This window comes from Kribbella antibiotica, assembly GCF_004349055.1.
Classification (GTDB): domain Bacteria; phylum Actinomycetota; class Actinomycetes; order Propionibacteriales; family Kribbellaceae; genus Kribbella; species Kribbella antibiotica.
On sequence record NZ_SMKX01000217.1, the window covers coordinates 1 to 12,334 of the forward strand.

A 12,334-nucleotide genomic window follows, 5' to 3' on the forward strand; every position below is an offset into this window, starting at 1 on the left:
GGTGTGCCCGTCGGGGGGCCGGTGGGCGGCGTCGTCGGCGGCGTCTTGGGCGGCACCGTCGGCACAGTTGTCGGGTCGTCGACCGGCTTGGTGGTCGGGTCCGCGTAGGAGTCGTCCCGGATCGGGAGGGACGCGTCGGCCGGGTCGTTGTGGGGCTGCTGCAGCAGGATCCACGCGATCGGGGCGATCACGAGCAACACCGCTGCCACGGCAACGAACGGCCGCCGCCTACCACCCTCGCCACGAGCAGCCCGAGACACCGGTCGCCCATCCGGATCTACCGCCGTACTGTCCGCCGCTTGCCGCGGTCGGGGCCCAGCCTTCGCTTCGCGGATCGCCGTCGTACGGGGTCCTGCCAGCTCAGAGGTGCCGCGTGCCGTCCGCGAGTCCGCAACCGCAGCAACCGGCGGCTGCGTGTACGACGGGCTAGGCGTCACCAGCGTCGCGTCATCCACCGCGGAGTCCGGGGTAGCCGGAGCGATGCGCGTGGGCTCGGCCGGTGCGGACTCGACCCGCGCCGCGGGAGCCGGCTGCTCCTTGGGGCGCTCGGGTGGGGTGGTGGCCCAGGCGCCCAGGCCGGCGAGGTCTTCGGCCGGCGTCGACTGGCGGGTACGACGCGTGGGGGCCGGTGCGGGTGGCTGTGTGACCCAACCGCGTTCAGACGACCCTGTGCTCAGCGGAGCGGTTGGGCGCGGGGCGTACTGCGGGGTGGAGTCGGTGCGGGTGCGCGCTTCCAGGTGAGCTTGGGTGTCGGCCCAGGCCTGGCTGTCGGTGTGGGGCTGGGCGTTGGCCCAGAAGGGGGACTCGCCGCCGCGCGGGGCGTAGCGGGGTGGCTCGGGTGGCGGGACCGGCGCGGGCTCGGGCGTGCTCGTGTGAGAGCCCCGGGCGCGCGTTGCCTTCCTGCGCGGTTTCTGCCGGCCACTGCCGGAATCGGACGACATTATGTCGCTGTTCCCTTCACTGTCTTGCCCCCAAGACGTGCCTCATCAACGCTTCGACAAGGACGGATCTACCCGCGGTGACCGGCCGGAAATCGGCCGGACGTTGTGGCATTCGAACAACGTCTGCGCCACTGTCGGTGCCTTCGACACAATGACAGGCCTAGCTACGGCCGAAGTCCTGCACCCAGCTGCCGTTACCCACATCGGACCGCACCTTGCCGGAGTCGTAGCCGACGCCCAGCACGGTGAACTTGCAGTTCAGGATGTTCGCCCGCTGCTTGTCGCTGTTCATCCAGGCATCGACCACCCGCTGGGGGCTGGTGGAGCCGGCGACGATGTTTTCGCCCCAACTGCCACCGTCGTATCCGGCGTCCTGCATCCGGTCGCCCGGGTTCTCGCCCTCGGGGTTGGTCCCGCTCATGTACTGGCGGTTGACCATGTCGGAGGCGTGCCGTCCGGCGGACTCGACCAGCGCACTGTTCAGCCGCAGTGGACCGCAGCCGTGGTTCTCGCGCTCCTCGTTGGTGAGCTCGAGCACCTCGCGCTCCTTCGCGCTGGTGCCCCCACCATCGCCGGTCGGCGGCGGCTCGGGGGTCTTGCTCGGCGGCTTGCTCGTCTCGGTCTTGGTCGGCGTCGGGCGGGTCGGTGGCTTCGGGTGGCCCGGCTTGCCCTCGATCGTCTTCGGTCCGCCCGGGGTGACGATCACGGTCGTGACACCGGTGGTCGGCGCGGTCGGGGTCGTCAACGGGCTGGACGGCGAACCGCTCGGGGTGACTGCCGGCGTACTAGGGGTTGAGGTCGTCAACTCACCGTTCGCGCCGGAGCCGATCACGGCGGTGGTGACCTTGCCGTTGGGCAGGGTCTTGGTGACGGTCTTGAGAGGGCCGGTGTGCGCGCCGTCGACGAGCGAACCACCGGCGTTGTCCCGGGTGTCTTCGGAGACGTTCAGCACCTTCGTCGCGTCATTGACCGTCGAACTGTCGCGCGACATCAGATAGATCACCGGGCCGATGGCAACGAGCACCGACAAGGCGCTCGCGATCGGGCCGACCAGGCCGCGCTTGTTCTTCTGCGCGCGTCGGGCACCGCGGTGCCGCCGGGGGGTTGGCGCATCCGTCATGAGTGGGCGAATCCTCTTCGTGGGCGTCGTTTCGAATGCTTGGCCGAACCCCTGCGGTCGTGCCAGGTTCCCCCCTGGTTACCGAACAGCGACCTTAACCGATACTCGGTGTCACCGTTACAGTTCCGCGATACGCCTTAACGCTTTCTGAAGGTTGCACAGGACGCTTCCTGAAGGTTGCACAGGACGCTTGCTGAAGATTGCCCGGGATGCTGCTTGAAGCTTGCCTTCAGCCACCGAAGTCCTGGACCCAGGAGCCCTTACCCCATTCGGATTTCACCTGTCCGGAGTCGTAACCAACTCCTAACATGGTGTAACTGCAATTGAGGATGTTGGCGCGGTGTCCGGGGCTGTTCATCCAGCCCTTCACGACAACTGCCGGGCTGGTGTAGCCGACGGCAATGTTCTCCGCCATCGCGCCGCCCTTGAAGCCGGCCGACTTCATCCGCGCGAACGGCGTCCGCCCGTCCTGACTGTTGTGCGCGAAGTAGTGGGTGTCCACCATGTCCGATGCATGCGCCTGAGCCGCCTTCGCCAGTGCGCTGTTCGTCCGCAGCGCGCCACAACCAGCCTTCTTCCGCTCGGCATTCGTCAGCGTGAGCACCTGCGCCTCCGGACCACCGCTGGCCGTGGTGGTGGTCGACTTCGTCGGCTTCGAAGCCTTGGGCGTCGCGGTGCGGGTCGGCGGTTGGGTGGTCGGCTTCCGCGTTCCTTCGCGACTGGGCGCCGTACTGGAGCGGGTGGGGGTGGGCGTCGGCGTCTTGGTGACGGCCTTCGTCGGAGTAGGCGTCGTATGGCGTGGTGTCACCGACGGAGTCGTCGGACGGGTCGGCGTCGGGATGGTGGAGGCGTCGTCGGTCGCCGTGGTCAGCGGCTGCTCCTGACCGGTGACCTTTTGATCGCCCAGGTCTCTCAGAACGAACCAGCCGATGCCGGACAGAACTATCAGGCCGGCGAAGGCCGCGAGCAAGGGACCGGCCACACGGGAGCGCGGTGACCGTCGAGGGTTCGTCATGGTGAGCAGCCTTGCCCACTCGATTGTTGCCTGACTCCTCCGAAGGGAGGCCTTAACGACTATCTGACAAACGGTACGATTGTCTGACAATCAGCAGCGTGCAGTGACCACGTCAGCAATGACCTTCCAGCCCAGGCTGCGATACAGCCGGAGGCCGTCGATCGAGGCGATCAGGATGCCGCGCTTGGCGCCTTGGGCCGCTGCGGTCTCGACCAGTGAGGCCATCACCGCACTGCCCAGACCGCGCCGCCGGTGCGCCGGGTCGGTCTCGATCCGGTCGGCCACCGCGTCCGGTCCGACAACAGCCATCCGGCCGCTCGACACGACGCCACCGTGCAACGTTGCACGAGTGATGATGAGGTCGTCCTCGAGCTCGGTGTGCAGGGCATACCGCTCGTGCAGCTTCAGGGCAGGCTGCTCCGACAACTGGATCGTCATCAGCCAGTCCTGGTCGCGCTGCACCTCCAGGCCGAGATCCTCGAGCTGCTCGACCCGCGCCTCTTTGTCGTCGGTGGCCAGCGTGATCCAGCCGACCCCGCGTCCACCGGGGGCAGCCAGCGCCAGCTCGGCGGCTCGCTCGACCCGTTCCGGTTTGTCGTCCGCGTCCAGGACGACGTACTCGACCGCGCGGTTCTCCTCACCGGCGCGGACGGTCAATATCCCGTCGTGGTCGTCCTCCACCGTCGTCCAGCCCCTCGAGACTGACCACCCGGCCTGCCAGCGGCGGACGAGTTCCTCACGATCTCTCACCAGTTGATTCAACCAGCCGAATGCCGAGACGGCGAGCGGAACGGTGTCGCATGACACAAACTCGCCGTCTCGAGGCAGTCACGGACGGGGATCACCGGGCAGGATCTCGAAGATGTAGTCGTCATCCCAGCGACCCTCGCGACCGGGGGCCGCCGCGCGGCTGACGCCCACCTTGGTGAATCCGTTGGCCTCGGCAACATGCGCGGACGCGGTGTTCCCGACCGCGGCGAGCAGAGTGATCCGGCGCCGGCTCAGACCGCCCTCCTCGATCGGTGTGAAGGCGTGCTCGATCACCAGCCGGACGGCGTTCGTCATCAGGTTCCGGCCGCGCCCGGCCGGGTGCATCCAGTACCCGATCTCACCGGAGCCACTGTCCATCCGCTTCTTCATCCCGAAGATGCTGACGTTGCCGAGCAGTTCGTCGGTCGCGGCATCGGCGATTGCCCACGACACTCCTTCGCCCGAGGCCAACGGCTCCTTCCGGCTCTCGACGAAGCCTTCCGCGTGGTGCAGCTCATACGGCGACGGCAGCCCGGCCAGCCAGTACTGCGTCCGTTCGTCGTTACATGCCTCCTGAACCCGCGGAGCGTCGTCGGGCCGCAGGGCGCGCAGTACGAAACCGTCGCCCTTCAACTCCGGCACGGTCCACCAGTTGCCCTGCGGCTCCAGCTCCTCGTCCCGCGCCACGGTCGCGACCCATTCGTCGTACCGGACGCCACGCGCTGACCCACCACCCGGTACGACGACCACTCCGCGGAAGCCGGCCTTCCAGGCGACTCGACGCGAGGCCCAGTTGCCCACGAACGCCCGCCAGATCACCCGCTGCCAACCGAGGTCGTCGAACACGTGCCGGATCGCGAGCTTGGCGGCCCGCGTCATCACTCCGCGGCCGCGGACCCAGGGAGCGATCGAGAACCCGATCTCGCCGACCCCGCCCTCGCCGCCGTGCAGGCTGACCGAGCCGCTGAACCGCCCGTCGACCTCGATCGCCCAGGCGCGCTCGCCGTACTCTTTGCGCCAGTTGTCGGGCACCATCTCGGTCACGAAGGAGACGGCAGCCTCGCGGGAGTACGGGACCGGAATCACCGTCCAGCGCTGCATCTCCGGGTCCTGGCAGAGCTCGTACACGTCGTCGGCGTCGGCCAGGCTGTGAGCGCGCAGGGTGACCACGTCGTCGCTCAGAACCGGCACGTCCTCGGGAAATCGCATGCTCCAGGGTGACAACGTCGCTGCGCTGCGGCAACGCCATTTCCTGACAGCACGCCGAACTACCTTTAGGCTGAGCCCGTGAATGCAGCCGGAGCGGAGCCGCCACGCGGCCGGGGTGGACAGCTGGCCGCGCAACGACAGGCCACCATCGTTGCCGAGGTCAACAGTCGCGGCGCGATCACGGTGGCCGAACTGGTCGAGCGGTTCGGCGTGTCGGATATGACGATCCGGCGCGATCTGGACGCGCTGGACTCCAGTGGGCTGCTGCACAAGGTGCACGGCGGAGCGACCTCGGTCGGTCTCCGCAGCGCCCACGAACCAGGCTTCGACGCCAAACTGACCCAGGAGTCGGCCGCCAAACAGGCCATCGCCGCCGAGGCCGCCGGCCGCGTGCAGCCTGACAGTGCGATCGGAATCGGCGCCGGTACGACGACCTATGCGCTCGCCCGGCAGTTGCTCCGGGTCGAGAACCTGACCGTCGTGACGAACTCGGCGCGGATCGCGGACGTGTTCCACGGCAACTCGCGCTCCGACCGGACCGTCGTACTGATCGGTGGTATTCGGACGCCGTCCGATGCGCTCGTCGGCCCGATCGCGACCGCCGCGCTTGGCTCGCTACACCTCGACCTGCTGTTCCTCGGCGCGCACGGGGTTGATGCCGAGCACGGTCTCAGCACGCCGAACCTGATGGAAGCGGAGACCAACCGCTCCTTCATCGCCGCCAGCCGCGAGGTCGTAGTAGTCGCCGACCACACCAAATGGGGCACCGTAGGCCTCAGCACCTTCGCCACCTGGGCCGACCTCGACGTCATCGTCACTGACGGCGGCCTGTCGGCCGGCGCCCGCAAATCCATGCGCGACACAGGCTGCGAACTCGTCATCACCCCCTGAACCTGAACCACTCGGCGATTAGGAGTGGGGCTTGACGGTGTAGGGGGCGGCGAACAGCTTCCTGGCCTGCTTCAGGCCGATGTTGCCGTCTGCTCCGACACTTCCCGGGAGGCAGCCGTCTTTCTGGAGCTGCCACTTGGTGGCTTCGTTCAAGGTGTCGATGTCGTAGTTGCCGCTGATCTTCAGGTTGCGGCCGTCCTTCAGCTTGATGCGGTTCAGGACGAACTGCAGGCGCTTCACACTGTCCGAGTTCGACGTCCCGAACCGCAGTTTGTCAACGAAGACCAGGCCGGAGGCGAGCACGGTGGCTTGCGACACCAGCGTGCGGGCGCTGCCGGGCCCGTAGACCAACGACGGCGGGAAGATGCAGATCTCGTTCGAGGCGGTGCCGTCCGACGGCACGCCTTCTTTCGAGCCGATCCCCTTCAGATAGTCGTAGCGACTACCCCGGTCCCGATGCCCCCACATCGCCGCCAAATGCAGATGCGGTCCAGTGGCGTTGCCTGAGCTCCCGGATTCGCCGAGTTGGTGACCGGCGGCCACCTTCTGACCTTTCGTCACGTTGATTCCCGGCGACAGGTGCTGATAAAGCACCGACGCCTTGCGGCCGGCGTGCGTGATCCCCAGCAGCACCCAGTTCGACGGTGCTCCGACGACGTTGGGTTTCGGCTTGTTGGTCACTCCGTCGTTGCAGTCCAGGACGACACCGGCGGCGACGGCGAAGACCGGCGTACCGAGTTCGACCGGATAGTCGAACGCGGCGTGCAGGCCGCCTTGGGAGTAACGCCATCGTGTTCCTACCGTCAGTTTTCCGGCAGGCAAAGGCTGGGCCATCGTGGCCACCTCATTTCCCCCTACTAGTACTTCCCCTTAGTCGGAAAGTACGCCGGGAAAATGCGGCTGCCCAGTGCTCGTGCCGCACTCGTGCACGAATGGGCAACAGGTCAATCAGTTGATTCGCGACGCACCGTTCGAAGGCGTTGCAGCGAGTGCCGAAGGAGCGGTGAAGCCCTTCTCGGCAAAGGCTTTCTCGATTGCGTCGAGCACCGGCGCGGCGGAATCCGTTGCCGTCAACGCGATGATGCAACCACCGAATCCACCGCCGGTCATCCGCGCACCAAGAGCGCCGGCAGCCAGCGCCGTGTCGACCGCGACATCGAGCTCCGGAACAGTCACCTCGAAGTCGTCTCGCAGTGACACATGCGAAGCGGTGAACAACGGCCCGACCTCACGCAACCGCCCGGCCTTCATCAACGCGATCGCGTCCTCGGTCCGCTTGATCTCGGTGACCACATGCCGCACCCGGCGCCGATCGACCTCGTCGTCGAGCCGCGCCAGCGTCTCGTCCAACGAATCAAAAGCAACAGAACGCAAAGCCGGTACGCCGAGTTGCGCAGCGGCGCTTTCGCAGCTCTTCCGGCGAGCGGCGTACTCACCGTCGGCGTGCCGATGCGGGGCCTTCACATCGACCACCAGCAACGTCAATCCGTCAGCTGACGGGTCGAACGGGATCTGGTCCAGCGAGCCGGACTGGATGTCGAAGGCCAGCGCGTGACCGGCTGTGCAGCACATCGACGCGGTCTGGTCCATCAGGCCGACCGGCGCACCGACGTACTGGTTCTCGGCGCGCTGGGCCAACCGCGCGACCTCGGCCGGATCGACTTCGACATCGACCAATCCCAGCAGGGCAATGGATGTCGCGCAGAGCAGGGCAGCGGACGACGACAGGCCGGCGCCGGTGGGGACGTCCGACTCGAAGAGCAGGTTCGCGCCACCGATCGGGTAGCCGGACTCGCGCAGAATCCAGGCCGCACCAGCCGGGTACGCCGCCCAGTCGTCGACCGAGCGTGGTGCCAGCTCATCAAGAGCGAATTCGATCACCGCGTCGTGCCCGACGGACGAAACCGCGATCCGGCCGTCAGAACGCTTCCCGGCCGTCACCACGATCTCGTTCGGCAACGCGATCGGCAGGACGACACCGTCGTTGTAGTCCGTGTGCTCGCCGATCAGGTTGACCCGGCCGGGAGCGCGCCACGAACCGTCCGGCGCCGTTCCAAAGATGCTTTCGAAGCTCATGAACGGACCTTTCGCAGGGTCTCGGCCACGTCCTCCGGGCTGGTGTCGCTGATGAAGGCGCCCATCCCGGATTCCGAACCGGCCAGGTACTTGATCTTGTCGGCCGCCCGGCGGATGGACAGCACCTCCAGGTGAAGGTAGCCGAGCTCGCGGTCGATCCGGACCGGGGCCTGGTGCCAGGCGGCGATGTAGGGGAGCGCCTCGCCGTACAGGCCGTCGAGGCGGCCGAGGACGTCGAGGTAGAGCTGGGCGAAGTCGTCGCGCTCGCCGATCGAGAGGTCGTCGATGCCGGCCACCTGGCGGTGCGGGTACAGGTGGACCTCCACCGGCCAACGGGCGGCCTCGGGCACGAACGCGGTCCAGTTGCCGTTCTCGGCGATGACCCGGGTGCCCTCCTTGCGCTCGGCGGCCAGGATGTCGGCGAACAGGTTGCTCCCGGCAACTGCCTGGTGCTCGCGGGCGCGTGCCATCAGGGTGCGCATCCGCGGCGGGATGAAGGGGTACCCGTAGATCTGACCGTGCGGGTGGTTGAGGGTGACACCGATCTCGCGGCCGCGGTTCTCGAACGGGAAGACGTATTCGATGTCGTCGCGGGCGCTCAGATCGGCGTTCCGGTCGGCCCAGGCATCGACGACGAGCCGGGCCTGGCCCTGGGAGAGCTGGGTGAAGGAGGAGTTGTGGTCGCTGGTGAAGCAGAGCACCTCGGTCCGGCCGGGGCCGGCGAACGACGGGAACCGGTTCTCGAAGACGGCCACGTTGTAGTCGTGGTCGGGGATCTCGGTTGGGTTGCCCGGCTTGCTCGCACACAGCGGGCACTGATCGGCCGGCGGCAGGTAGGTGCGGGTGTTGCGGTGCGTCGCGTAGGTGATGACATCACCGGTCAGCGGGTCGGTCCGCAGATCGACCTGGGGCTGCGGCGCGGGCAGGCCGCGGGTGTCCTCGAGCGGAACCCGGGCCGGCAGGTCGGCCGGGTCGTAGTAGATCAGCTCTCGTCCGTCGGACAGCAGGGCGTCCGTTCGGCGCACACCACGGGGAGTCTTCACGCTAACCATCGTAAACCAACAAACTCGAACATGCACCGTGGTACGTCCCGCCGGTACTCTGAGGATATGGACGACGACGCCCAACGCCCGCCCTCTCGACATACGACGAGAGGGCTTTAGGAACCCGCACTCATGAACGAAACGCTTCTCAATATCGTCCTGATCCTGGTCTTCGTGCTGATCGGCGGGGTGTTCGCCGCGGCCGAGATGGCGCTGGTCTCGCTCCGCGAGTCCCAGGTGAAGGCCCTCGCCCACCGCGGTAAGCGGGGCGAGACGGTGGCCCGGGTGGCCGCCAACCCCAACCGGTTCCTGTCCGCCGTGCAGATCGGCGTGACCCTGATGGGCTTCCTGTCCGCCGCCTTCGGTGGCGCGACCCTGGCTGACGCCCTCGCGCCGCACCTGCAGGACCTCGGTCTGCCCGAGGGCGTGGCCGCCACGGTCGCGCTGATCCTGATCACGGTGCTGATCTCGTACGTCTCGATCGTGCTCGGTGAGCTCGCGGCCAAGCGGCTCGCGCTGCAGCGGGCCGAGACGTTCGCGCTCGGCCTGGCACCGCTCGTGGACCGGATCGCTTCCGGCGCTCGCCCGGTGATCTGGCTGCTCTCGAAGTCCACCGACCTGGTGGTCCGGGCGCTCGGCGGTGATCCGAACGCGAACCGCGAGGTGATGTCCGACGAGGAGCTGCGCGACGTGATCTCCGCGCACGAGTCGCTCGGTGAGGAAGAGCGCCGGATCGTTGACGACGTGTTCGAGGCCGGTGGCCGGCAACTGCGCGAGCTGATGCTGCCCCGGACCGAGGTCGACTTCGTCGACGCCGAGATGCCGGCGTACAAGGCGGTGAAGTTCGCTGCCGAGCGTCCGCACTCGCGCTACCCGGTGATGAACGGGTCGGCCGACGACATCGTCGGGTTCGTGCACGTCCGGGACCTGTTCGACCCGGCGGTCGCCTCGCGCTCGGTCCGGGTCGGTGACCTGGCCCGCGAGGTCCTGATGCTGCCGGACACCGCGAAGCTGCTGCCGACGCTGACCGAGATGCGGCGGCGCAGCACGCACCTCGCGATCGTCCTCGACGAGTACGGCGGCACCGCCGGCATCGTCACGCTCGAGGACCTCGTCGAGGAGCTGATCGGAGACATCAAGGACGAGTACGACGAGGAGTCCACCGAGACCACGCGGTTCCGCAGCGGCGACATGGAGGTCGACGGGCTGCTGAACCTGGACGACTTCGCCGACGAGACCGGCCTCGAGCTGCCCGACGGCCCGTACGAGACGGTCGGTGGATTCCTCGCCGCCCAGCTCGGCAAGGTCCCCGCGGTCGCTGAGGAGGCCCAGGTCGACCACCACACGCTGACCGTTACTGAGATGGACGGCCGTCGGGTCGCCCGGGTTCGCGTGCACCGGGTCCCGCAAGCAGGGGATCCGGCGATTCCGGACGAGGCGCAAGCAACCCTCGCCGACTGAGGATTACGACACCACCCACGACGTACCCGAGGCCCTGGAAGATCAGGAGCGGGATGATGCCGACGACCTCGCCGAGCAGGCCGGCGGCGGCGATGCCGAGCAGGACCGTGCCGCCTTCGGCGGCTCCAATGGCGCCGAAGACGCGGCCGCGGGTGCCGTCGAGGGTGAGCTGTTGCAGGATGGTCATCAGCCCGGCGACCGAGAAGGCGCCGGGCAGGCCAACCAGGATCATGCAGACGAACGCCGGGATCAGGCTGTCCGAGACCAGCGGCGAACAGAACATCGCCAGGTCGATCAGGCCGAAGAAGAGTGCGCCGACACCCAACATGGTTGCTGCCGGCAACCGTGATCCGAGGCCGGCGGCGACCAGGCCGCCGACGATTCCGCCGATCGCCTGCGCGGACACGATCAGGCCGTAGGCCTTGCCGTCGCCACCGAGCTCGGTGGCGACGAACGGCGCGAAGAGCGTGCTCATGATGCCTTCGCCGAGCCCGGTCACCAGGCAGTACACGAAGAGCAGCCGCATCCCGGAGCCGCCGACGCACAGCTTCAACCCGTCCGTCCACTCGGCGCGCAGCCGCCGGATCGCGCCACCGGCCGCCTCGACGACGGCACGGATCCGCTCGGTTCGATGCCGGACGGCGGAGAGTAGCGCGACGGCGAGCAGGAAGGTTGCCGCGTCGGCGATCGCGAGCAGGGTCAGGCCGCCGGCCGCGGTGAGGACGCCGCCGATCGCGGCACCGATCAGCCGGGCGAGGTCGCGGATCTGGCTGTTCAGGGCGTTCGCCGTGACGAGTTGTTTCGGCTCCACGAGGACCGGGATCAGCGACTGCTCGGCCGGTTGGAAGAACTGCTGCAAACAGGCCTGCGCGAGGACGACGCCGTACACGATCCAGATCGTTTCGGCGCCGCGAACCGCCAGCAGGGGAAGGAGAACGACCACGTTCAGGATGTTCGTCACGATCATCGTCGTGCGCTGGTCCCAGCGGTCGACAAAGACGCCGGCCAACGAGCCGAGCAGGACGGTCGGGGCGAACGATGCGAGCAACAGACCGCCGGAGGCCAGCGTCGAGCCGGTCAGTGCGTAGACCTGGAAGGCGAGGCCGGTGCGGAGCAGCCAGTCGCCGGTGAGCGAGATCAGACCGGCGCTCAGCACCAGCCGGTAGTCGCGTTGCCGTGCAAGGACGCCCCACAGGTCCTTCATTGCACGGTCACGATCTGGGTGATGGAGACATAGCGGCTGCCCTCGGGCCGGGTGGACGGATCGTCGATCGGCCGCTCCTCGACGTACCGCTCGACCAAGCCGTTGATCTGTTGCATCAGCTCAGCCAGCTCATCGCCGGTCAGGTAGATCCCGCTGCGCCCAATGCCCGCATGATCACGCCAGATCGGCTGCTCGTCTGGACGCTGCTGCTGCCACTCCGCCAGCGACTCCAAGGCCCGCTCGGCCAGCAATTGCTCCAGTACGTCGGCCGCTGCCGCCCCCTCGGGAGTCCGAGTCGCATCACGCCACGACTGCGAAGTCGACACCAGCCGCCATGGCCGCTCGCGGTTGTCCTTGCCCGGAGCCGCCTCCACGAAGTCGTATTTCGCCAACTGCCGCAGATGGTGTGACGCCAACGCCTGGCTGATCCCCAGCCGCCGCGCCGCATCCGCCGCCGTCATCGGCCCCTCCCGCCCCAGCAAACTCTGCAGATCCAGCCGCACCGGATGCGCCATCGCCCGGATCGCCAACGGATCATCCAGCAGCCGAGTCCGCTTCTCCAAAGACATGCTTGGAATATGCGGCAGGCCGAATCACATGTCAAGCCGTTGCTTGGAATACCCC

The 12,334-nt window shown here is 67.7% G+C and carries 11 protein-coding genes and 1 pseudogene; 2 read left to right on the top strand and 10 right to left on the bottom strand.

Annotated features, from left to right (window positions below; genetic code table 11):
• The 5 genes and pseudogenes from E1263_RS39485 to E1263_RS39505 all read right to left on the bottom strand — a co-directional run.
• A pseudogene (locus E1263_RS39485) lies at nt 1–941 on the bottom strand (hypothetical protein); the annotation flags it as partial.
• 160 nt (nt 942–1,101) lie between these two features.
• Nucleotides 1,102–2,061 carry a CAP domain-containing protein gene (locus E1263_RS39490; RefSeq protein WP_132177092.1) on the bottom strand — a complete coding sequence of 320 codons (960 nt, stop codon included), beginning with the start codon at nt 2,059–2,061 and terminating at the stop codon, nt 1,102–1,104.
• Nucleotides 2,062–2,290: 229 nt separating this feature from the next.
• A complete protein-coding gene (locus tag E1263_RS39495) occupies nt 2,291–3,076 on the bottom strand; it encodes a CAP domain-containing protein (RefSeq protein WP_132177094.1) in 786 nt (261 codons plus the stop codon).
• Between the two features lie 90 nt (nt 3,077–3,166).
• Nucleotides 3,167–3,826 carry a GNAT family N-acetyltransferase gene (locus tag E1263_RS39500; protein WP_132177096.1) on the bottom strand — a complete coding sequence of 220 codons (660 nt, stop codon included), beginning with the start codon at nt 3,824–3,826 and terminating at the stop codon, nt 3,167–3,169.
• A gap of 78 nt (nt 3,827–3,904) precedes the next feature.
• Entirely contained in the window at nt 3,905–5,035 is a 1,131-nt protein-coding gene (locus E1263_RS39505; RefSeq protein WP_132177098.1) for a GNAT family N-acetyltransferase, read from the bottom strand.
• 78 nt (nt 5,036–5,113) lie between these two features.
• On the opposite strand from E1263_RS39505, the gene E1263_RS39510 reads away from it, so the two are divergent.
• Nucleotides 5,114–5,926: a DeoR/GlpR family DNA-binding transcription regulator gene (locus E1263_RS39510; protein WP_132177100.1), complete on the top strand. Its 813-nt coding sequence runs from the start codon at nt 5,114–5,116 to the stop codon at nt 5,924–5,926.
• A gap of 18 nt (nt 5,927–5,944) precedes the next feature.
• Here the strand turns inward: E1263_RS39510 and E1263_RS44180 are convergent, their stop codons facing one another.
• The 3 genes from E1263_RS44180 to galT all read right to left on the bottom strand — a co-directional run bounded on the left by E1263_RS44180 (nt 5,945) and on the right by galT (nt 9,045).
• Complete coding sequence (locus E1263_RS44180) at nt 5,945–6,760, bottom strand: M23 family metallopeptidase (protein ID WP_132177102.1); 816 nt, start codon at nt 6,758–6,760, stop codon at nt 5,945–5,947.
• Nucleotides 6,761–6,874: 114 nt separating this feature from the next.
• Complete coding sequence (galK, locus tag E1263_RS39520; protein WP_132177104.1) at nt 6,875–8,002, bottom strand: galactokinase; 1,128 nt, start codon at nt 8,000–8,002, stop codon at nt 6,875–6,877.
• Nucleotides 7,999–9,045 (bottom strand): galactose-1-phosphate uridylyltransferase, encoded by a 1,047-nt coding sequence (gene galT, locus E1263_RS39525; RefSeq protein ID WP_238161987.1) that lies wholly within the window; start codon nt 9,043–9,045, stop codon nt 7,999–8,001. Before galT ends, galK begins: the two co-directional genes overlap by 4 nt.
• A 132-nt stretch (nt 9,046–9,177) precedes the next feature.
• Between galT and E1263_RS39530 the strand changes: the two genes are divergently transcribed.
• A complete protein-coding gene (locus tag E1263_RS39530) occupies nt 9,178–10,506 on the top strand; it encodes a hemolysin family protein (protein ID WP_132177108.1) in 1,329 nt (442 codons plus the stop codon).
• Here the strand turns inward: E1263_RS39530 and E1263_RS39535 are convergent.
• Nucleotides 10,400–11,710, bottom strand: a complete 1,311-nt coding sequence (locus E1263_RS39535; RefSeq protein WP_132177110.1) for an MFS transporter — start codon at nt 11,708–11,710, stop codon at nt 10,400–10,402. The two genes, E1263_RS39530 and E1263_RS39535, sit on opposite strands and share 107 nt — an antisense overlap.
• Nucleotides 11,707–12,279, bottom strand: coding sequence for an ArsR/SmtB family transcription factor (locus E1263_RS39540; protein ID WP_132177112.1), 573 nt, complete (start codon nt 12,277–12,279; stop codon nt 11,707–11,709). Before E1263_RS39540 ends, E1263_RS39535 begins: the two co-directional genes overlap by 4 nt.
• Between the last annotated feature and the right edge of the window lie 55 nt (nt 12,280–12,334).

Excerpts from the sequence above, each read along its gene's own strand:
- galK (WP_132177104.1), bottom strand. The coding sequence starts at position 8,002 with ATGAGCTTCGAAAGCATCTTTGGAACGGCGCCGGACGGTTCGTGGCGC.
- E1263_RS39540 (WP_132177112.1), bottom strand. The coding sequence starts at position 12,279 with ATGTCTTTGGAGAAGCGGACTCGGCTGCTGGATGATCCGTTGGCGATC.
- E1263_RS39530 (WP_132177108.1), top strand. The coding sequence starts at position 9,178 with ATGAACGAAACGCTTCTCAATATCGTCCTGATCCTGGTCTTCGTGCTG.
- E1263_RS39535 (WP_132177110.1), bottom strand. The coding sequence starts at position 11,710 with ATGAAGGACCTGTGGGGCGTCCTTGCACGGCAACGCGACTACCGGCTG.
- E1263_RS39505 (WP_132177098.1), bottom strand. The coding sequence starts at position 5,035 with ATGCGATTTCCCGAGGACGTGCCGGTTCTGAGCGACGACGTGGTCACC.
- E1263_RS44180 (WP_132177102.1), bottom strand. The coding sequence starts at position 6,760 with ATGGCCCAGCCTTTGCCTGCCGGAAAACTGACGGTAGGAACACGATGG.
- E1263_RS39490 (WP_132177092.1), bottom strand. The coding sequence starts at position 2,061 with ATGACGGATGCGCCAACCCCCCGGCGGCACCGCGGTGCCCGACGCGCG.
- E1263_RS39495 (WP_132177094.1), bottom strand. The coding sequence starts at position 3,076 with ATGACGAACCCTCGACGGTCACCGCGCTCCCGTGTGGCCGGTCCCTTG.